Raw genomic sequence first — 21,853 nt, forward strand, 5'->3', positions numbered from 1 at the left:
AGCCGACATATGAAAAAATGGATGACAGTTTGCGTGCTGTGTTTCGTGTTTTTTCTGCTTGTATCCTGCCAGCAGAAGGACGCTGTCCCGGATTCCGCAAAGAAGCCGAAAGCTCCTTTGACTGGACTGGAGATTGAACAGAAGGTGACTGAACGCCGGCCTGTTGCTGTTGTGGTGAACAATCATCCGAAGGCGAGGCCGCAGTCTGGACTGTCTAAAGCCGACATTGTCATAGAAGCGCTTGCAGAAGGGCAGATCACACGATTTCTGGCTATTTTCCAAAGCCAGATGCCTGAAACTGTCGGACCTGTGCGGAGCGCGCGGGAATATTTCGTCACTCTCAGCAATGGCTTTGACAGCATATTTGTCCATCACGGCTGGAGTCCCGGCGCCAAAGAGCAGCTAGAATCCGGAGCTGCCGATTATATAAACGGATTGGATTTTGACGGAAGCTTATTTTGGAGAGCTGATTTCAGCAAACCGCCCCATAATTCCTACACGTCTTATGATTACATAAAAAAGGCGGCGGAACAAAAGGGATATGAGCTTAAGCGGGAAACAAATCCGCTGCTGTTTCAAACATCAGAAGCAAAACCTGCAAATGAATCTTACAATGTTCGGGTAGATTATGGAACAAAAAACGTTACAAATCTTGTCGAATACAACTATGATAAAAAAGCTGAATCTTATACAAGAAGCTCTGATGGTGTCATAACGACAGACCGGGAAACCGGAAAGCCGGTTGCAATGCAAAATATTTTCATTGTTGAAGCCAGCCATCATATTATTGATCAAGATGGAAGGCGGGACATCGACTTGGAATCAGGGGGGAAAGGTCTGTTGTTTCAGCACGGAAACGTCATTGAAACAGACTGGAAACAGGTGAATGGCAGAATTGTGCCGATAAAAGACGGCAAGTGGCTTCCGTTTGTGCCAGGAAAGACTTGGATCAATATCGTACCTGATCTTGATGCGGCTTCCATTAGTAAAGGAGAAGGTGTGTAACGATGCAAATCGATAAATTACGCGGCAAAGAGCTGGACCAGTTATTTAACTCGATCTTATCGCTGAAAGACCTGGAGGAATGTTACCGGTTCTTCGATGATCTATGCACAATTAACGAAATTCAATCGCTGGCTCAGCGCCTTGAAGTGGCGCGCATGCTTCGCGAAGGAAACACGTATCATAAGATTGAAACAGAAACAGGCGCTTCCACAGCTACGATTTCCCGTGTGAAACGCTGCTTAAATTACGGAAATGACGCTTATGAAATGGCGCTCGACCGTGTGAAGGAGACGGAAACTGAGTCTTCTTCTAAATAACAAAAAACCGCCCTGCCGTTTGGCAAGGGCGGTTTCTTTATGAAACAAATTGATGGATCAGGTTGTCGATATCGACAATGCTGCCATCCTCTTTTCGATAGACAACATGCTCCTTGGAAAAGTGAATCGGCGAATTGATTCCTGCTGCGGCTGCAAGGTTAAACAGCCCCTCGCGCAGTGAAATAACATAGTTGCAGACACGGTGCTGTTTTTCCTCAATGCTCAATGCTTTTTGCAATTTTGGATCTGTCGTCGCCACGCCTGCTGGACAGGTGTTGTTGTGGCAAACGAGAGCGCGTATGCAGCCAACCGAAAACATCATGCCGCGTGCGATGTTGACAAAGTCAGCGCCGAGAGCTAAGGCGACCGCGATTTTATCAGGAGTCAGGAGCTTTCCGGAAGCAAAGATTTTCAGCTGTCTGCGCAACCCGTACTGTCTAAGAAGCGTGTCAACAATAGGGAGCGCTGTCATAATCGGAAGGCCGACTGTATCCGCGAGCTCGTAAAAGGAAGCTCCGGTACCGCCTTCACTTCCGTCGATCGTGATAAAATCCGGATGCTTTCCGCTTTTCTGCATATAAGCGAAAAGCTCATGCAATTCTTCAGGATGCCCTGCGACTAGTTTGATGCCGACTGGCTTTTGCCCGACATCCCTAAGTTTTTCAATAAAGTCGAGCATTTCAGGAGGGTTTGAGAATTCATAAAAGCGGTTCGGGCTGTCAATCGACTTTCCTGGCTCGACATTCCGAATGTCTGCCACTTCCTCTGATACTTTGGCGCCGTCCACGTGGCCGCCCCGGGTTTTTGCTCCTTGTGCCAGCTTTAGCTCAAACGCTTTAATCTGGTCAATTCTGCTTTTTCTTTTAAATTCCTCCCATGAAAATTCCCCATTTCTTTTGCGCACGCCGAATAGGCCCGGTCCGATTTGGCAAATGATATCGGCGCCGCCCTTTAAGTGATACTCAGACAATCCTCCCTCACCTGTATTCATCCAGGTGCCGCCTGCCTGATGGAGCCCTTTTGAGAGCGCCGTAATTGCCCGTTCTCCGAGGGAGCCGTAGCTCATTGCAGACTGGCCGACTAATCCCTTCACGTGAAATGGCTTCTCGCATGTATGCTCGCCAATCACCTGCACATCATCAGGATGAAGAAAATACGGATCTGCCTTGATGCGTTCGGCGTGTTCCTTGCGTTTGAAGAGATTGTTAGCATCCATTTTATAAATTTGGGTTTCAATTTTTGGCGTTTGATTTACGTGCATTTCTTCCCTTTGTTTTGGAAACATAGCGTTACGGATATAATAGCCGGGTTTATCAAAATCTCTTACAGATCCAAAGCCCATCATTCTGCTTTTGTATTTGCCAGAGATAACCGTTTGCTCATATTCCTTTCGTGAAAAAGGCTGCTCTTCATTGTCATTGCTATATAAATACTGTCTGAGCTCCGGCCCGATTTTTTCAAGAATATACCGAAACCTTCCGATGACGGGGTAGTTGCGAAGAATTGAGTGCTCCTGCTGTTTTTCATCTTTTATGTAGATCCAGGCAAATAAGACGATCGGGATAGCGATGATCCCAATGATAAATGCGATGAGTGCAATAATAATGGTTTCCATCTCTCAGCCTCCCTTTTTTATGTAACCATTTCCACAGTTGAACACTTTCCAAACAATAGGAGAGGGAATCTGGTGAAAAATGTGCGCTTTTGCAGAAATAAGACTCACTGCGCAGGTACGTCCGCCTGCTCTCTTTTTTATGAAAAAAGAATCAAAACACCTTTTTCAGTGAATAACGAGATTAACGGCTTTTTCCGTTTTTACGCGCTATGTGAATTTGTTATAATGTTTAAATGGTAACAAACGAATGGAGGAACATATGACGTGTACGATGTAACAGAGTGGAAGCATGTCTTTAAACTCGATCCAAATAAAGATTTGCCTGACGAACAGCTGGAGATCCTTTGCGAATCAGGAACGGATGCGGTCATTATCGGAGGAAGCGATGGTGTGACAGAGGATAATGTCCTGCGGATGATGTCTAAGGTCAGACGGTTTTTGGTGCCGTGTGTTCTTGAGGTGTCGGCAATTGAAGCGATCGTTCCCGGCTTTGACTTATATTTTATTCCGAGTGTATTAAACAGCAAAAACACGGATTGGATTGTCGGAATGCACCAGAAAGCCATGAAGGAATACGGAGAACTGATGTCTATGGAAGAAATCGTGGCGGAAGGCTACTGCATCGCAAATCCAGATTGCAAAGCGGCGGCACTGACTGAAGCGGATGCCGAAATGAGTACTGACGATATTGTCGCTTATGCGCGTGTGTCAGAGCTGCTGCAGCTGCCGATTTTTTATTTAGAATACAGCGGCATGCTTGGAGACATAGACGCTGTCAAGAAAACGAAGGCTGTATTGGAAACGTCCACCTTGTTTTATGGCGGCGGCATCAAGGATGCAGAAACGGCCAAACAGTATGCAGAGCATGCGGACGTGATCGTTGTAGGCAATGCGGTGTATGAAGATTTCGACAGGGCTTTGAAAACAGTAGCGGCTGTGAAAGGCGAGTAGTAAATTGTACGGATTTGGTTTATGATAGAACATATGTTTTGTATAGGCGGGTGAACAAATTTTGAATTATATTAGCAATCAATTACTAAGCGGTTTAAATCCCGTTCAGCAGGAAGCAGTCAAAACAACGGACGGGCCTCTTTTGCTGATGGCGGGAGCGGGAAGCGGAAAGACGCGTGTCCTGACACACAGAATTGCTTATTTAATGGCAGAAAAGCATGTGGCGCCGTGGAACATTCTGGCGATCACATTTACCAATAAAGCGGCACGCGAAATGAAAGAACGTGTGGAAAGCATCCTCGGGCCCGGCGCGGACGATATCTGGATTTCCACATTCCACAGCATGTGCGTGCGGATCTTGCGCAGAGATATCGACCGGATTGGGATCAACCGAAATTTCTCCATCCTTGATACGGCGGACCAGCTTTCAGTGATCAAGGGGATTTTGAAGGAGCGCAATCTTGATCCGAAGAAATTTGACCCGAGAAGCATCCTTGGCACGATCAGCAGTGCGAAAAACGAATTAACCGAACCGGAGGAATTCTCTAAGGTTGCCGGCGGCTACTACGATCAGGTGGTCAGCGACGTATATGCTGATTATCAGAAGAAGCTTTTGAAAAACCAGTCGCTCGATTTCGACGATTTAATTATGACGACGATTAAACTGTTTGACAGAGTACCTGAAGTGCTTGAATTTTATCAGCGCAAATTCCAGTACATCCACGTTGATGAGTATCAGGATACGAACAGGGCGCAATACATGCTCGTAAAGCAGCTTGCCGAGCGTTTCCAGAACCTTTGCGTTGTCGGGGACTCTGATCAGTCGATCTACAGATGGCGCGGCGCGGATATCACCAACATTCTTTCATTTGAAAAAGATTATCCGAATGCAAGCGTGATTTTGCTAGAACAAAACTATCGTTCAACGAAACGGATTTTGCGCGCGGCTAACGAGGTCATCAAAAATAACTCTAACCGCAAACCGAAAAATTTGTGGACGGAAAACGATGAAGGCATCAAGATTTCTTATTATCGCGGTGATAATGAGTTCGGTGAAGGACAGTTTGTGGCCGGCAAAATTCATCAGCTTCACAGTTCAGGCAAGCGGAAGCTGTCGGATATCGCCATTTTATACCGGACAAACGCGCAGTCCCGTGTGATTGAGGAAACGCTTCTCAAAGCGGGCTTGAACTATAACATTGTCGGCGGCACAAAGTTCTATGACAGAAAAGAAATTAAAGACATTCTTGCGTACCTGCGCCTCGTATCCAATCCGGATGATGATATCAGTTTCACGCGCATTGTCAATGTGCCAAAGCGCGGAGTTGGCGCGACATCACTTGAGAAAATCGCTTCGTATGCGGCCTTAAACGGTTTGTCATTTTTCCAAGCGATTCAGCAGGTTGATTTTATCGGCGTCAGTGCCAAAGCAGCCAACGCGCTTGACGGCTTCAGACAGATGATTGAGAACCTGACCAATATGCAGGATTACTTATCCATTACAGAGCTGACAGAAGAAATTCTTGATAAGACCGAATACAGAGAAATGCTGAAGGCTGAGAAATCGATCGAAGCCCAAAGCCGTTTAGAAAACATCGACGAGTTCCTGTCTGTTACGAAAAACTTTGAACAGAAAAGTGAGGACAAGACACTCGTTGCGTTCCTGACAGACTTGGCACTGATTGCAGATATCGATCAGCTCGACCAGAAGGAGGAAGAGTCAGGCGGCAAGGATGCAATCACCTTAATGACACTGCACGCCGCAAAAGGGCTGGAGTTCCCGGTTGTTTTCTTGATGGGGCTTGAAGAAGGCGTCTTCCCGCACAGCCGTTCATTAATGGAGGAAGCGGAAATGGAAGAAGAACGCCGCCTTGCTTACGTTGGGATTACAAGGGCGGAGCAGGAGCTCTATCTGACCAATGCCAAAATGCGCACCTTGTTTGGCCGAACGAATATGAACCCGGAATCTCGCTTTATTGCTGAAATACCGGATGATTTATTGGAAAACCTAAATGAGAAAAAAGAAACGAGAGCGCCGTCTGCAAGAAAAATGCAGCCGAGACGCGGCCCTGTTTCACGTCCGGTATCCTACGCCAGCAAAACAGGCGGCGACACCTTGAACTGGGCAGTCGGAGATAAGGCGGGCCATAAAAAATGGGGAACAGGAACTGTCGTCAGTGTGAAAGGCGAAGGAGAAGGGACGGAGCTCGATATTGCCTTCCCGAGTCCTGTCGGCGTGAAACGCCTGTTAGCAGCATTTGCTCCTATTGAAAAGCAGTAATTGAAGAGGAAAGGAAGAAGCAGATGGACAAAGAAACAGCCAAGCAGCGGGCAGACGAACTGCGCCGCACCATCAACAAGTATAGCTATGAATATTACACCCTAGATGAACCGAGCGTCCCTGATGCCGAATACGACAGATTGATGCAGGAGCTGATTGCGATCGAGGAGGAGCATCCAGACCTCAGAACGCCTGACTCTCCTACGCAGCGCGTCGGCGGAGCCGTGCTTGAAGCGTTTCAAAAGGTCACCCACGGCACACCAATGCTCAGTCTGGGCAACGCCTTTAATGCTGATGATCTCCGTGATTTCGACCGCCGTGTGCGCCAAGCCGTCGGTGACGATGTGGCGTATAATGTGGAGCTGAAAATAGACGGTCTTGCTGTTTCTCTCCGTTATGAAGACGGCTATTTTGTCAGAGGAGCCACCCGAGGTGACGGAACGACGGGAGAGGACATTACGGAGAATCTGAAGACGATTCGCAATATCCCCCTCAAAATGAACCGTGAGCTGTCGATCGAAGTGCGCGGCGAGGCGTATATGCCGAAGCGTTCGTTTGAAGCACTCAATGAGGAACGAATTAAAAATGAAGAAGAACCGTTCGCTAATCCGCGAAATGCCGCGGCAGGATCACTTAGACAGCTTGATCCGAAAATTGCAGCGAAACGAAACCTCGATATCTTCGTCTACAGTATAGCGGAGCTTGACGAGATGGGTGTGGAGACGCAAAGCCAAGGGCTTGATTTTCTCGACGAACTCGGATTTAAAACGAATCAGGAACGAAAAAAATGCGGCGACATAGAAGAAGTCATTACGCTGATCGATGAGCTTCAGGCGAAGCGCGCTGACCTGCCGTACGAAATAGACGGCATTGTCATTAAAGTCGATTCTCTCGATCAGCAGGAGGAGCTCGGTTTTACGGCGAAAAGCCCGCGCTGGGCCATCGCGTATAAGTTTCCTGCTGAAGAGGTCGTGACGAAGCTTCTCGATATCGAATTAAATGTCGGCAGAACGGGTGTGATCACGCCGACCGCGATTCTTGAGCCGGTAAAAGTTGCCGGCACAACGGTCTCAAGAGCATCCCTTCATAACGAAGATTTAATTAAAGAGAAGGACATTCGGATTTTGGATAAGGTCGTCATCAAAAAAGCGGGCGATATCATTCCGGAAGTCGTGAACGTCCTCGTTGAACAGCGCACAGGAGAAGAAAAGGAATTCAGCATGCCGACGGAATGTCCTGAATGCGGCAGTGAGCTCGTCCGGATCGAAGGAGAAGTGGCGCTTCGCTGCATTAACCCTGAATGTCCGGCGCAAATCCGGGAAGGGCTGATCCATTTCGTTTCCCGCAATGCCATGAACATTGACGGGCTCGGCGAACGAGTGATCACACAGCTGTTTAAGGAAAACCTTGTCCGCAATGTGGCAGATTTATATAAGCTGACGAAGGAACAAGTCATCCAGCTCGAACGCATGGGTGAAAAGTCCACTGAAAACCTGATCAGCTCCATCCAAAAATCAAAAGAAAATTCGTTAGAGCGCCTGCTGTTTGGGCTTGGCATCCGCTTTATCGGATCAAAGGCTGCAAAGACGCTCGCCATGCAGTTTGAAAGCTTGGAGAACCTGAAAAAAGCCTCTAAAGACGAACTTCTCGCGGTTGATGAAATCGGTGAAAAAATGGCTGACGCGGTCATCACCTATTTTCATAAAGAAGAAATGCTTGAACTCTTGAATGAACTTCAGGAGCTGGGCGTAAACACGCTTTACAAAGGCCCGAAAAAAGTAAAGGCAGAGGACAGTGATTCTTACTTTGCCGGTAAAACAATTGTTCTGACAGGAAAGCTGGAAGAACTGTCAAGAAACGAAGCCAAAGCGCAAATCGAAGCGCTGGGCGGAAAACTGACGGGAAGCGTCAGCAAAAACACAGACTTGGTCATCGCCGGAGAAGCGGCGGGAAGCAAGCTGACAAAAGCACAAGAGCTGAACATTGAAGTGTGGAATGAAGAACAGTTAATGGAAGAGCTAAAGAAATAAGAGGAGTGTTTTCTATTGAAAAAGACGTTGGCATTGGCGGCAACGGCGGCAGTATTAATGCTGTCTGCCTGCTCGTCAGGTTTTGGGGGGGAGAAGGAGGAAGAGATTACGCAAAAGACGGCGAAATCGTCAGAAAAAGCGATTGTCCCGAAATATAATATCTCTGACTCCTATTACAAAATGGTGCTGCCGTTTAAGGCAGGCAAAGCGCGCGGCTTAACAACGGAACAGCTGAACACGAGACTGGACATTGACGAGTTTGAAACAGGGCTGATGCGTCTTGCCCAAGATTCTTTCTCGACTGACGATTATCTGTTCCAAGAAGGACAATATTTAGATGAGGATACAGTATTAAGCTGGCTGGCCCGGAAAAAAACGGGCTCTGATTTGAAAAAAGCCGAAAAAGAAGATAAGAACTTCAAAAATGAAGGCTTGAACCCGGCGCTCCCGAGTTCTGGTTCAACAGAAGAAAAGAACGAAAGCAGCCCGATTTATTTAGCATCCATGCTTGAGCACGATTATTTAGTCAGAAAAGACAAGAATTCTATCCAGCTTGGCGGCGTCATGATCGGACTGGCGTTAAACTCAGTGTATTACTATCGTGAAAAAACTGGCGACCCGCAAAAAGAAGTGGAGATTAAGGACAGCACGCTCCGCCAGCAGGGAGAAAAAATCGCACAGGAGGTTATTAACCGCCTCCGTAAAAAAGATAACTTGAAGAATGTGCCAATTACAGTCGCACTCTACAAGCAGGCGTCGAAAACATCGATTGTGCCGGGGAACTTCATTGCCAAAACAGAGGTCAAAGCAGGCTCTACTGATATCTCAAATTGGGATGACATCAATGAAAAATACGTATTCTATCCAGCGGATACAACCACAGCAGAAAAGTACCCGGATGACACCGAGGTCTTTAAGCGGTTCAAAAATTCAATTGAAGAATATTTCCCGAACTATACAGGCGTTGTCGGTACAGCGCTGTATGATAATGATGAAATGAAGAAAATAAAGATTGACATACCAATGCAATTCTACGGAAAAAGTGAAGTTGTCGCGTTTACCCAGTTCCTAACGGGTGAAGTGATGGACTACTACTCTAAAGGCTCAATTGATGTCGAAGTCAATATCACGTCCTCAGACGGACAAGAAGCGGTCATTATCCGCAATGCCGGAGATAAAGAGCCGACTGTTCACATTTATGACTAATATTGGATGACCCCTTGTGCCGCTGCGGCGCAGGGGTTTTTTGCGTTTTTTTTGAAGGCTAAGTAGCATTGGAGAGGGTGTTTATTTATGTTATGATGTTCTAAAAATAGAAAAGGGTTGAAATTATGAAAAATAAATCCTTTTATTTTATATGGGCGGGCCAGTCAATTGCCAATTTAGGAGATTCTTTATACGTGCTGGTTCTGACTCTATTTACGTATCAAGTCACAGACTCGGCCTTCTTGGCATCGCTGGTAGCCATGATGCAGTTCGTGGGTCAGTCATTAAGCGCAGTATTTATACCTGTTTTCATTCATAAATACAGACTAAAGCACATTTTGATTTTTTTACAGTTAACGCAAACCATTCTGTTATCTTTGTTGCTTCTTATATTTATGATAGATTTTAAATCTATTTTTATTTTTTTCTTTATCGTATTTTTAATGTCGCTGTTAGACGGAGGAACGATTCCAGTCAGAAATTCAATGATTCCCCGCTTTGTTCCAAAATCCATGTTGTTGAAAGCAAACAGCTTGGTGCTGACCTCTGACCAAATCGTGCTCCTGCTTGGATGGATGCTCGGCGGTATTTTGATCAAATGGCTCGGACCGCAATTGCTGCTATTGTTGACTTTTGCCCTTTATGGCACCTCTACAGTCTCTTTATTTTTTGTCAAGGATGCGGGAAAAGGAGATGCAGAAAAGGAAGAAACCGAGTCCTTTATGGATAAAATTTCTTCCGGGTGGAAAGCAATTTATCGCATGCCTGTTATCAGAATGCTGACTGTTCTTGAGCTTTTATCCATGTTCGGCAGAAGTATTTGGACAGGAGCCATTATCCTTGTTTATGTCGATGAAGTGCTGCATAAAAGCGAAACATGGTGGGGGTTTATTAACGCAAGCTATTTCGCCGGCACCATTACAGGCGGTTTAATCGTTTGGAAACTTTCAAAAATAATGAATGGAAAACTGTTCTCGATGATTTTATGGACATCACTTGCCATCGGCGCTTGCACACTATGCCTTGCGCTTAATAAGTATGCGTTGGCATCGCTGCTTTTTGTCTTTATTTTAGGACCGTCATTTCAGCTCCGGGGAATTGCGATCAGAACCTATGTGCAGGAGAGCATAAATGAAACTTTGCTTCCGAAAATACTGTCGGCTCAGCATACAATAAGTACATTTGTATACGGTGCATCGATCTTAATTATGAGCAGTCTTACTGATTGGCTGGGTGTCCAATATGTATTTTTCTTAAATTTTATTATTTTTACCGTTTCAGCGCTTTTATCTTTAAAACTAAAAAATGAACAAATATAGACAATCTTTTATAAATATTTACAAATTATTTGTTATGTGATTAAATTGGTGATGTAAAATACTATTTGTAAAGAGGTGGAAATGTTGAGTGGTAACTTGAATTTATTTCCTCTTTCTCATCATCAAAAAAGAGTTTTAAATATCGAAAATTTATACCCCGAAACAGCTATTAATCATATTGGTGGCCTTATCCAAATCAATGGAAAACTTCATCTTGAGACATTAAAAAAAGCCATTCAGCATTGCATCAGACAGACAGAATCCCTCAGAATACGGCTCGTAAAGCAGGAAGGATCAGTTCTTCAATACATAGACGAAAAAGTGCAGGCCCATGTGCCATCAGTCGATTTTACTTCAACCGACCATCCATATGAAAGAATGCTAGATTGGGCCGAACGGGAATTTAAAATCCCTTTCTCTTTGTTTGATGGCGCGCTTGTTCAATTTTATGTTTTTCAAACAGATGAAGCAACATGCGGGTATTTAATAAAATGCCATCACATTGTTGCTGACGGCTGGTCTATGAAAATCATCATTGATAAGATTAAGGATCTGTACATGCTTCTGGCAAAAGGAGAACTGCCTGAAGAAGCCGCTGATGACTATTCAATTCTCATAGAAAAAGAGAAAAAATACCTTTCTTCGCCACGATATCAAAAAGATGCCGCATTTTGGAAAGAAGAATTTTCTCATTTGCCGGACAGCTTCTTGTCAAAAAGTTCAGCGAACATTGCTGGTAAACGCAAACGATTTAAACTAGACAAAGAACATTCTGCTGCTGTTTATGAATTTATTCAAAAGCAAGGCTCTTCGTTAAACGCATTGTTTACCGCATCGCTGTTTTGGTATGTAAGCAAAGCAACGGGAGAGACTGATTTGATAATCGGCACGCCGGTGCTAAACAGGTCTGGAAAGAAGGAAAAAAGCACGGCGGGGATGACTGTCAGTACGATGCCGTTCAGAAAGAAAACAGACCTTGACCAGCGTTTCTCAGATTTTTTACAAGAAGTCAATTCAGACTATATGAAATACTTTCTCCACCAACGGTACCCCTATGACGAACTGATAAAGGAATTACAGCTGGCAAAACAGGGATATGACCAGCTCTTCCAAATGTATATCAATTCATACAACACCGCCCTTGCTTCTGATATAGATGGATGCCATGTCGAATATGATGAATTATATAACGGATCACAGCCTTATTCCCTTCAAATTGCGGTTAAAGAATGGGACGAAGGCGGGGCAATCGAATTGCAGTTCGACTACAAGGTAGCGGATTACAGCGAAACGCAAATTCAGCAATTGAAAGACCGTTTACTTCGCCTGATTTTATTGCTTGTCGAGGACCCAGATATTCAATTCAGACATTTGTCTATATTAACTGAACAAGAAAAAAGGGACGAGATATTTAAGTGGAATCAGACGCAGGCCGACTATTCGAAAGAACAGACAATCAATCAATTAATTCAAGCAACAGCCTCACAGCATCCGTTTCGGACAGCGATAGAGGATGGGGGCAGACATGTTACTTATCAGGAACTGGATGAACGCTCCAACCAAATTGCCCGCTGCCTAATACATAAAGGAATAAGCCGCGGTGATTTTGTTGCCGTGAGCATGAAACACTCACCAGAGTTGATTGCTGTTTTACTGGGCGTTTTCAAAGCAGGCGGCGCTTATGTGCCGATCGACCCCGAGTATCCCGCGGAACGAATCAAGTATATTTTAGAAAATAGTGAAGCGGCGTTTTTGATTACAGACCCTCTTTTTAAAATAGACTGCCGTTTGCCAAGGCACGTAAAAAAAATCAGTATTGACTGCACCATGTTTAACGATTTAGATACGGGACAGTTAGACATCAGGAACGATCCTTCCGACATCGCATACATGATTTACACTTCTGGATCAACAGGGCAGCCGAAAGGCGTGATGATCGAACATCAAAGCCTTGTGAACTACATAACATCAGCCTCTCAGAATTATACTTCTTCCCAAGAGGACAGCTTTGCGCTGTACTCATCCATAGCTTTCGATTTAACCGTTACATCCATTTACACCCCATTAGTGACAGGAAATAAGATTGTCATTTACAGACAAGAAGATATCCCGGAATTTATCCTTCATCAAATCGTAAAAGAAAAGAAAACAGCTGTCATCAAGCTGACACCAGCGCATTTAGCGTTGCTGAAAGATGCAAACTTAAAAGATTCCTCTATTAAAAGAATGATTGTTGGCGGTGAGCAGCTGTCTGTTTCTTTAGCACGCCAAATAACAGAAGCATCGGATCACCGCATCGAGATCTTTAATGAATACGGGCCGACAGAAGCGACCGTTGGGTGTATGATCCACAAGTATGACCGAGAACAGGATCAGCAAGCCTCGGTTCCAATTGGGGTTCCGCTGCAGAATACAGAAATTTATTTATTAGATGAACAGCTGCAGCCGGTATTGCCGGGAACTCAAGGCGAAATGTATATATCAGGCGATAATGTCGCTAGAGGATATTGGAAACGTCCGGATTTGCAAACCGAGCGTTTTCTGGACAACCCTTTCATAAAGGGCAGAAAAATGTATAAGACAGGAGATCTGGCGAAAAGAACGAATAGTGGATTGCTTGAATATGCAGGGCGTAAAGACCATCAAATCAAATTAAGAGGCTACCGTATAGAACTGGGAGAAATTGAATTAGCCTTGCTTTCTCTCACGGAAATAGAAGAAGCGGTTGTCATTGATTTTGATGATTCACAGGGCGGAAAGCAATTGGCGGCATATGTAGTGAGCTCTGCACCTGTGCCAGTGCTGGAGCTTAGGAAAAAGCTTTCTGGCAAACTGCCCGTTTTTATGGTCCCGGCCTACTTTATCAAGATGGATCATATTCCGCTTACGCAAAATGGAAAAACAGACAAAGAAGCGCTCCCTGATCCTTTACTTTATCAAGAGCAGACAGATTACGGATTGTTAAATGAAGAGCAGAAAGAAGCTGAGGCGGTTCTTTTGGAAACCGCGAAGGAGATTCTCGGCCAGACAGACATTTGCCCAGAGGACCATTTTTATCAGCTTGGCGGAGATTCTATCAAAGCCATTCAATTCGTTTCGAAAATGAAAGAAAAAGGTCTTTTTATCAAGACTCAGGATATTATGACATATCCCGTATTTAGAGAACTTGTCAGTGCTGTGACCAGCAAACAATCGCCTGCAATTCCTCAACAGCAGGCTGAAGGCAGAGTGATGGGCACACCGATTACCCAATGGTTCTGGTCTTTGGATTTAAAATGCGCTCATTTCTGGCATCAATCGGTAATGCTAACTGCTGAAAAAGAGATTCACCTTGAAGACGTTAAGACGGTTCTGTCTCTTTTAATCAATCATCATGACAGCTTGCGAATGAATGTAGAAAAAGAGACGAATGCCTTGGTCTATGACAATACAGATATCGAACCTTATATTGAATACTGGGATCTGTCTACTTTTTCCGAGGAAGAGCAAACCAAACAAATAGCAGTAATCGGGCAGGAAATGAGAAAAAGCACGGACTTATACAATGGAGTGCTTTTTAAAACCAGCATGATCAAAGCAAACGAAAAAACGCATTTGTTATTTACAGCCCACCACTTAATCGCGGACGGTGTATCATGGCAAATCCTGATTGATGATTTTCTTGCTCTTTTAGATTCATTAGATAAGAAGGAAGAGAAGAGACTCCCTTTAAAGACACATTCTTATCAGGAATTTTCACATTCGATCCATGAATACGCTTATTCACGTGAAGCGGAGGAAGAATGCAGTTATTGGAATGAAAAAGTGAAAAAAATTGAGCCGCTCTATGGGATTTGTTCGGAAAATTCCAAAGTTGAAAATAGCATAAAACTGAAACGGGTTTTGACAAGCCAGATGACCCAAAAACTGTTCAGTGAAGCAAATGAGGCGTATCAAACCCAAACAAATGATTTGATTATCACTGCGTTAATCCGGGCTTGCCATCATTGCACAGGCAAAGAGGTTATTTCTTTGGAGTTAGAAGGTCATGGAAGAGAGCCATTAAAGGAAGACTTAGATTTTTCAAGGACGTTCGGGTGGTTTACAGCAATGTATCCCGCAGTATTTCAGGCAGAGGCTGATCTGCCAGCGCAAATCCGTTCAGTGAAAGAAAACCTGCGCAATATCCCCAATAAGGGGATTGGCTACGGCGCTCTCACTTATTTGAATAAACGAATGCCGGATCACAAGAAGCCTGAGCTGCGCTTTAATTATCTAGGAGAAGTTGACCGTTTTTTAGCAGATAAATCAGAATACCGCATGACTTATTTAAATTCAGGCGCTGAGTCATCGCCTGAAAATGATCTGACGGTCAGTCTTGATTTGACAGCGGGAATCTATGGCGGACAGCTAACGTTGGATTTAATCTGCAGCAATCTTTATCAGACAGAGGATATGGAACAGCTTTTAGATGAATTTTCTGTACAGCTGGAAGAGCTGACTGAACATTGCTGTAAACAAGAGTCTGTCGAATATACGCCATCAGATTTCGAAACCGCCTCATTATCTATTGAAGAATTGGATTCCTTGTTCAAATGATGAGAAACGTATGGCTGGTTTTCTGTCTTTGTATCTTGTCGGTTCAAATCTGGAGCGGCGGACACGCAAGCGCTCAGACGCCAGTTGATAAGCGCATAGACGCTCTGATCGAAAAGCAAATGAAGGAAAGCGGAATACCGGGGATCTCAGTGACAGTGGTAAAAGGAAATGCTGCGGTTTACGAAAAGGGGTTTGGTTATGCCGGCGACAGGCATAGCAGCCCTGTAACCGCCTCGACATTGTTTGAGTTGGGCTCAACCTCTAAAGCATTTACTGCACTGGGGGTACTTAAGCTTGTCCATTCGGGGGCAATCAGTCTAAATGACCCTGTCAGCCGGTATATCAGCGGATTTTATGCAGTTTACAACGGAAAGAAAACAGATATCACAGTTCATCAGCTGCTGCATCATACAAGCGGAATTCCATTTTTATCAATAGCGGATATCAAGATTGATTCTAAGGAAGATGCTTTGGAAAAAACGGCGAAGGGGCTAAAGGGAGTTGAACTTAGTCATAAGCCGGGAAGCACATTTGAATATGCCACAATCAATTATGATGTACTGGGATATATCATTGAACAGGCATCAGGCCAGCCGTACGAGCAATATATGGCTGAGCACGTTTTTAAGCAGTTAGATATGTCAAACACGTATGCTGGGCGGCACGCTGGTGATGACGGTGATGTATCATCAGGTTTTAAAATTGGATTTTTAAAGGCGAGAGCCTATGACGCGCCTGAGTATCGGGGAAACACGCCTGCCGGATATATTATCACGAACGCAGAGGATGTATCCAAATGGCTTCGATCTCAGCTGAATCACAGTGACGGTGATATAAGCCGTTTGATTGAGCAAAGCCACCTGCCTGATAAAAGCGTAAAAACGGACGAGCCTGGCGTGTATTACGGTGCGGGATGGTCAATTTTTGAAAAAAAGGGCAGAGTCAAAGAATTGTTCCATGCCGGCTCCAACCCGAACTTTTCTTCGTTTATTATCATCAGCCCTGACGATAATGCGGCTGTAGGGGTTTTGGCCAATATGAACAGCGCGTACCCTGAGAAAATCGCCCGTTCTGTTTTACAAGTGATTGCCGATCAAAACCAAAAGCAGGACGGTTCTGTCACTGATCCGTTTCAGGTCATTGATAAAGCTGCGGCTGCCTTGCTGGTTTTATTCAGTTTATTGCTTATTGTTCTGGTGTGGAGGGTTTATATTTTTCTAAAAAACGTTAAATCGAAAAATGTTCCCGTTCAGCAGCGAACAAGAATAAAGGCGCTGCTTTGGGGAGGGTTGCTGGCAGCCGGAATAGTGGTGCCGAAGCTTATTTCAGTCTTTGCCTTTAATGGCTTGCCTTGGAGCATGATATTTATTTGGGGGCCCGGATCTCTTCGTTATTTGGCGGCGGTTTATGGTTTGCTGCTCCTTGCCTCCTGTCTATTCGGTTTAACTGCTTGTTTTTTCAATCACCGTGCCGCAAGAAGGAGTGAGACGCATGAAATGTGAAACATCCATCCTTGGTATTCAGCCGTTTAACGACCTATTTTATCGCAGCTGTTTTTTTAACTGTTATTTTTCCGTAGTTCGCTCGTTTCAGCAAGAAATCTATCCTTATCTTTTAAATGACATGTATTCGTATCAATTGGATGAAGACGGTTATCCAATGGTTGATCGGACAGAAGTTTATGATCCTGAGTATGTCATGAATCAGCAGGGAATCATCGCGGATAAGCAATCGGTCAGCAGCAGTCTCATAGCTGATGTGAAACGCGATGTTCTTAAACATAAACCCGTCATCATTTGGTTGGATACATATGCGCAGCCTTATAGACAGGAATATATGTCTAAGCATAACCGGAACAGCATACTGATTTATGGCTTTCATGATGTAGATCAGTCTGTTCTTGCCATTGAAAACCGTTATCCCGATAACTTGTCATATGAAGCCAGAAATATTTCATATCAGCATTTGGCCAAAGCCTATCAAGGCTTTCACAGTTATTTTCAGCCTCCTGCCGCTTTTCATTCATATGCCTCCTTTTCTTATGATCCGGGCAGGGACCTCTCAGGGCAAAGCATTTTCAAGGATGCGGCTGCCTTCTTTGCTCATAACATCACCGGGCATGTAGATCGGATGTTATCCGGTTTGGCGTCCTTCAGCCGGTTTACTGAGCAATTTCACAGCATAAGAGACAGCGAAAAGCTCCTTCATTCATTTAATGGGATTTTAAATGTGAAAAAAACAGAGCAATACCGCCTCGCATTTCTTCCGGATTTTCAACAGCTTGCCGCTGTGACATCTGACATTATTGATGAGTGGGAAGCAGCGCGGCATCTTGCGGCTAAGCTTTATTTTTCGGGGGGATCTTCTTCTGGTTATGAAGATCGGATCAAAGATTCACTGAAAAAAGTGCTGGAGCTTGAAGCAGCCCATATTGAATGCCTGAAGGATATAGGAAAAGAGGAGAGGGTCAAATGATCAAATTATTCTGTCTGCCGTATGCCGGGGGTTCGAGCACCATCTTCAGCGGATGGAAAAGGTTTCTTGATGCGTCAGTTGAACTGGTGGCCCTAGAGCTTCCGGGACATGGAACGAGAATGTCTGAGCCATTGCTCAATCGTGCAGAATCCGTGACGGAAGATCTGTTTATGCAAGCAAAATCTCATTTGGGTGATTCGGATTATGCCATTTTTGGGCACAGCATGGGATCGTTGCTTGCATACGAATTGCAAAGGAAATTAACCATGGAAAATAAACAGCCGATCCATATGTTTTTTTCCGGGCGTTTCCCGCCTCATATCCCGGAAAAGAAAGTGCTTCATCAGCTTTCAAATTCCGCTTTAAAACAAGCGATTATTGAGATGGGGGGTGTACCGGAAGAATTCAGCAAAAATGAGCAGGTGCTTGACTTTTTCCTTCCTATTTTAAGAGCTGACTTTGAGTTGCTGGAAACATACAGGAATACAGCAGTTGCTCCATTATCCTGCGATATTTCAGTTTTTTACGGCAAACGTGATCTGCCGTCAGTGCTGTTTGATTTATCTGATTGGAGTCAGTACACCGATCAGACATGCAGATTTTACGAATTTGAAGGAGATCATTTTTTCATTAATCAGAAGACAGAAGAAGTGACAGCTAAAATCAATCATATTTTGAATCAGACAGGAGTGGTATGAAATGGATTTCAGAACTGCCGGTGTTATCGGAGGAGGCGTCATGGGGGCCGATATGGCTCTTGATTTATCTGCGAATGGGTATCAAGTGATTTTGCTGGATATCAGTGATGAAAAACTGAAAGCCGCAGAGGAAAACATTAAAAAGACATTTAGGCTTGTTCAACTGATGCGGAAAGAAAAATTCAGCATGTCATTGGAAGATGTGCTTGATAACATTCAATTCACAACTGAGCCGCACAATGTAGAGCCGGCTGATATCATCATTGAAAACGTAACAGAAGATTGGGAGATCAAAAAACAAGTGTATTTACAGTTAAAGGATATCTGCCGAGAGGATGCCGTCTACCTTGTCAATACAAGCTGCATCTCAATTACGAAGGTCGGTTCACTGATGCATCGTCCGGAAAAGGTAATCGGAGCACATTTTATGAATCCTGTTCCTCTGAAAGAACTTGTAGAGGTGATACGGGGCGATGCCACCTCTGACGAGACTGTCAATGCAACCGTCGAGTTTTTGAAATCTTTCGACAAAAACCCTGTCGTCGTTCATGATTTGCCTGGCTTTGTGTCAAATCGTGTGTTAATGCTGACCATTAATGAAAGCATTTGGACGGTACAAGATCAAGTGGCGACACCAGCCAATGTGGATAAAATTTTCCGCGGCGGGTTCGGGCATAAAATGGGTCCGCTCGCGACTGCGGATTTAATAGGTCTCGATACGATCCTTAACTCCTTGCTGGTTCTATATGAAAGCTACAAAGATTCAAAGTTCAGGCCGTGTCCGCTGCTCGTGAAAATGGTAGACGCAGGAAAGTTAGGGAGAAAGTCAGGACAAGGATTCTTTCAATACAGTTAAAGGAGGGGCAGGCCATTGAAAAAGGGAGTTAAGTGTGTTGTCTGGGATTTAGATCATACGCTATGGGATGGTATTCTGCTTGAATCAGATGATGTAAAGCTGAAGGAACATATCAAAGAGATTCTGACTGAGCTTGATGAACGCGGCATATTGCTGTCTGTCGCCAGCAGAAATGACGAAGCTGCTGCTATGGAAAAATTAAAGGAATTTGGAATAGACCATTTCTTTTTATATCCGGAAATCAGCTGGAATGCCAAATCGGTCTCTTTGGAAAAAATCAGCAAAAACCTCAATATTCATAAGGATACGCTTCTCTTTATTGACGACCAAGCGTTTGAAAGGGAAGAAGTGAAAAATGCCCATCCGGAGATTTCGTGCTGGGATGCCGTTCGGTATAAGGATCTAATCGTCGACCCGTTGCTGAAGCCTGCATTCGTAACAGAGGATGCCAAAAGACGCCGGCAGATGTATCTGGAGGATGATCGCAGAAAAGAGGATGAAGAGCAGTTTGAAGGACCGTCCGAACAATTTCTTGCCACTCTGAATATGAAGTTTACGATCAGCCATGCGCAAGAAAGCGACTTGCAGCGGGCAGAAGAGCTTACGGTGCGTACAAATCAGCTGAATGCAAGCGGAAAAACATACGATTATCAGGAATTAAATTATTTCCGAGAATCAGACTCTCATATGCTGCTAGTCTGCGAACTTGAGGACAAGTACGGCTCTTATGGAAAGATCGGACTCTCTTTAATAGAAGAAAAGGGAGATGAATGGCATATTAATCTTCTTTTAATGTCATGCCGGGTTATGTCCCGCGGTGTCGGTACCATATTACTGACAGCTATTTTAAATGAAGCGAAACAAAAAGGGAAAAAACTGTTTGCCGATTTTAAACAAACAGATCGCAACAGAGTCATGTATATCACCTATAAATTTGCCAATTTCAAAGAACATACGAAGGGCCCGGACGGCTACATTCTATTTGAAAATGACCTGAGCCAGATTCAGCCGTATCCTGCGTATGTCGAGGTCAAAACGGAATTCAGCCAATCACCTGTTGCGGGAAGCAGCAATTAATCTAAATAGCGGGGAGAGCAAATAGATGAATCTTCATGAACAAATTAGAGAATATATTGAACAAAATTTGGTGGTCTTTGACGATGAAATCGAATTAACCAATGATGATCACATTTTTGAAATGGGATTTGTAAATTCTTTATTTGCGATGAAGCTTGTAACATTTCTTGAGCAAAACTTTGGGTTTCAGCTTGATAACGAAGATTTAGATATTGCCAACTTCAGCACAGTAAACCGAATCGTCAGCCTAATTGAAAAGAAACAGAACGGAGCGCTTGCTAATGAAAACAGCTGAGATGAAAGCCGACATCATTCAAGATTTCCGGGGTTACTGCGATGAAAAAATCAGACCTTTTGCAGGCGAGTTTGATGAGAAGGAATGCATCCCGGCAGAATTAATAAAAGAGTTAGGGAGCAAATCTTATTTTGCTGCGGGGATTCCGGAAGTTTATCACGGATTGGGATTGAACCCTGTCGAGTACGGTTTGTTTACTGAACAAGCAGGAAAAGCGTGCTGTAATATTCGAACCCTTTTGACTGTAAATTCGTTAGTCGGTGAATCTCTGCTGCGGTACGGTACAGAGCGCCAAAAAGAAGAATGGCTTGTCCCTATCGGAAAAGGAGAGAAAATCGGAGCGTTTGCATTGTCTGAACCAAACATTGGTTCAGACGCAAACCACATTGAAACATCGTATGCAAAAAACGGAAGCAGCTATGTCATCAACGGCAGAAAAAAATGGATTTCCTTTGGCGCCATTGCTGACTTTTTTCTGGTTATAGCCCGGGATGGAGAAGTGGTTACAGCCTTTATTGTAGACAGCCGCCAGAGCGGAGTAACGGTAAAAAAAATGGAAGGCATGATGGCCAATAGAGCTTCTTATCTTGCGGAAATAGAGTTTGACGGCGTCGAGGTTTCTGATGACCAAATATTAGGGCCAATCGGGGGCGGTTTTAATTACATCGTTAACTTGGCTTTGGATCATGGCAGATACAGTGTGGCATGGGCCGGATTGGCGATTGCACAGGAAGCCGTCGATTCTTTAGTCACATACTCACGGAAGAGAAGCCAATTCGGAGAGAAGCTCTACAAACATCAAATGATTAAAGGAATGATCGGTGATGCCGTAACACAGCTGCATGCGGCCCGCGCCTTATGCATGAAAGCCGGCGAAATGCGGATGAAACAAGATCCAGAGGCCGTGACGGAAACGTCTGTCGCGAAATATTTCACTTCAAAGGTTGCTGTTGAGATTACCAATTCAAATGTGCAAATCCACGGAGGAAGCGGCTTCAGCAGAGATCATTCAGCAGCCCGCCTGTACAGAGAAGCCAAAGTATTGGAGATCATTGAAGGAACATCTCAAATTCAGCAGCAAGTTATAGCGAATTATGGATTGAGACGATATTTTGTCAAACATATATAGGCAGAGGATGGAGAGGATTCT

At 44.4% G+C, this 21,853-nt stretch carries 16 protein-coding genes; 15 read left to right on the forward strand and 1 reads right to left on the reverse strand.

Going from position 1 to position 21,853, the window contains the following annotated elements; all coding sequences use genetic code 11:
• Positions 1-9: 9 nt before the first annotated feature.
• Positions 10-1,005, forward strand: coding sequence for a DUF3048 domain-containing protein (locus MY9_RS03820; protein WP_014663071.1), 996 nt, complete (start codon positions 10-12; stop codon positions 1,003-1,005).
• A gap of 2 nt (positions 1,006-1,007) precedes the next feature.
• The gene (locus MY9_RS03825) at positions 1,008-1,322 is read left to right on the forward strand and encodes a YerC/YecD family TrpR-related protein (protein WP_003219429.1); all 315 of its coding nucleotides are present in this window, start codon (positions 1,008-1,010) and stop codon (positions 1,320-1,322) included.
• 37 nt (positions 1,323-1,359) lie between these two features.
• Here MY9_RS03825 and MY9_RS03830 read toward each other — a convergent pair whose 3' ends face one another.
• Positions 1,360-2,937 (reverse strand): FMN-binding glutamate synthase family protein, encoded by a 1,578-nt coding sequence (locus MY9_RS03830; RefSeq protein WP_014663072.1) that lies wholly within the window; start codon positions 2,935-2,937, stop codon positions 1,360-1,362.
• A gap of 264 nt (positions 2,938-3,201) precedes the next feature.
• Between MY9_RS03830 and MY9_RS03835 the strand changes: the two genes are divergently transcribed.
• From MY9_RS03835 to MY9_RS03895, 13 genes are all read left to right on the forward strand, one after another.
• Positions 3,202-3,888, forward strand: a complete 687-nt coding sequence (locus tag MY9_RS03835; RefSeq protein ID WP_014663074.1) for a heptaprenylglyceryl phosphate synthase — start codon at positions 3,202-3,204, stop codon at positions 3,886-3,888.
• 61 nt (positions 3,889-3,949) lie between these two features.
• A complete protein-coding gene (pcrA, locus tag MY9_RS03840) occupies positions 3,950-6,169 on the forward strand; it encodes a DNA helicase PcrA (RefSeq protein WP_014663075.1) in 2,220 nt (739 codons plus the stop codon).
• 23 nt (positions 6,170-6,192) lie between these two features.
• A complete protein-coding gene (gene ligA / locus MY9_RS03845; RefSeq protein WP_014663076.1) occupies positions 6,193-8,199 on the forward strand; it encodes an NAD-dependent DNA ligase LigA in 2,007 nt (668 codons plus the stop codon).
• Between the two features lie 15 nt (positions 8,200-8,214).
• Entirely contained in the window at positions 8,215-9,405 is a 1,191-nt protein-coding gene (locus MY9_RS03850) for a CamS family sex pheromone protein (protein WP_014663077.1), read from the forward strand.
• A gap of 125 nt (positions 9,406-9,530) precedes the next feature.
• Positions 9,531-10,724, forward strand: coding sequence for an MFS transporter (locus MY9_RS03855; protein WP_014663078.1), 1,194 nt, complete (start codon positions 9,531-9,533; stop codon positions 10,722-10,724).
• Positions 10,725-10,805: 81 nt separating this feature from the next.
• Positions 10,806-15,302: a non-ribosomal peptide synthetase gene (locus MY9_RS03860; protein WP_014663079.1), complete on the forward strand. Its 4,497-nt coding sequence runs from the start codon at positions 10,806-10,808 to the stop codon at positions 15,300-15,302.
• Positions 15,299-16,804, forward strand: a complete 1,506-nt coding sequence (locus MY9_RS03865; RefSeq protein WP_014663080.1) for a serine hydrolase domain-containing protein — start codon at positions 15,299-15,301, stop codon at positions 16,802-16,804. The genes MY9_RS03860 and MY9_RS03865 overlap by 4 nt, the downstream gene beginning before the upstream one ends.
• Positions 16,794-17,777 carry a hypothetical protein gene (locus MY9_RS03870; RefSeq protein ID WP_014663081.1) on the forward strand — a complete coding sequence of 328 codons (984 nt, stop codon included), beginning with the start codon at positions 16,794-16,796 and terminating at the stop codon, positions 17,775-17,777. The genes MY9_RS03865 and MY9_RS03870 overlap by 11 nt, the downstream gene beginning before the upstream one ends.
• The gene (locus MY9_RS03875; RefSeq protein ID WP_014663082.1) at positions 17,774-18,475 is read left to right on the forward strand and encodes a thioesterase II family protein; all 702 of its coding nucleotides are present in this window, start codon (positions 17,774-17,776) and stop codon (positions 18,473-18,475) included. The genes MY9_RS03870 and MY9_RS03875 overlap by 4 nt, the downstream gene beginning before the upstream one ends.
• 1 nt (position 18,476) lies before the next feature.
• Entirely contained in the window at positions 18,477-19,331 is an 855-nt protein-coding gene (locus MY9_RS03880; RefSeq protein ID WP_014663083.1) for a 3-hydroxyacyl-CoA dehydrogenase family protein, read from the forward strand.
• 15 nt (positions 19,332-19,346) lie between these two features.
• Positions 19,347-20,408 (forward strand): HAD-IIIC family phosphatase, encoded by a 1,062-nt coding sequence (locus MY9_RS03885; protein ID WP_014663084.1) that lies wholly within the window; start codon positions 19,347-19,349, stop codon positions 20,406-20,408.
• Positions 20,409-20,433: 25 nt separating this feature from the next.
• Positions 20,434-20,703, forward strand: coding sequence for an acyl carrier protein (locus MY9_RS03890; protein ID WP_003240117.1), 270 nt, complete (start codon positions 20,434-20,436; stop codon positions 20,701-20,703).
• Positions 20,690-21,832 (forward strand): acyl-CoA dehydrogenase family protein, encoded by a 1,143-nt coding sequence (locus MY9_RS03895; protein WP_014663085.1) that lies wholly within the window; start codon positions 20,690-20,692, stop codon positions 21,830-21,832. The genes MY9_RS03890 and MY9_RS03895 overlap by 14 nt, the downstream gene beginning before the upstream one ends.
• The last annotated feature ends 21 nt before the right edge of the window (positions 21,833-21,853 follow it).

This window comes from Bacillus sp. JS (assembly GCF_000259365.1).
Lineage (GTDB): Bacteria > Bacillota > Bacilli > Bacillales > Bacillaceae > Bacillus > Bacillus stercoris.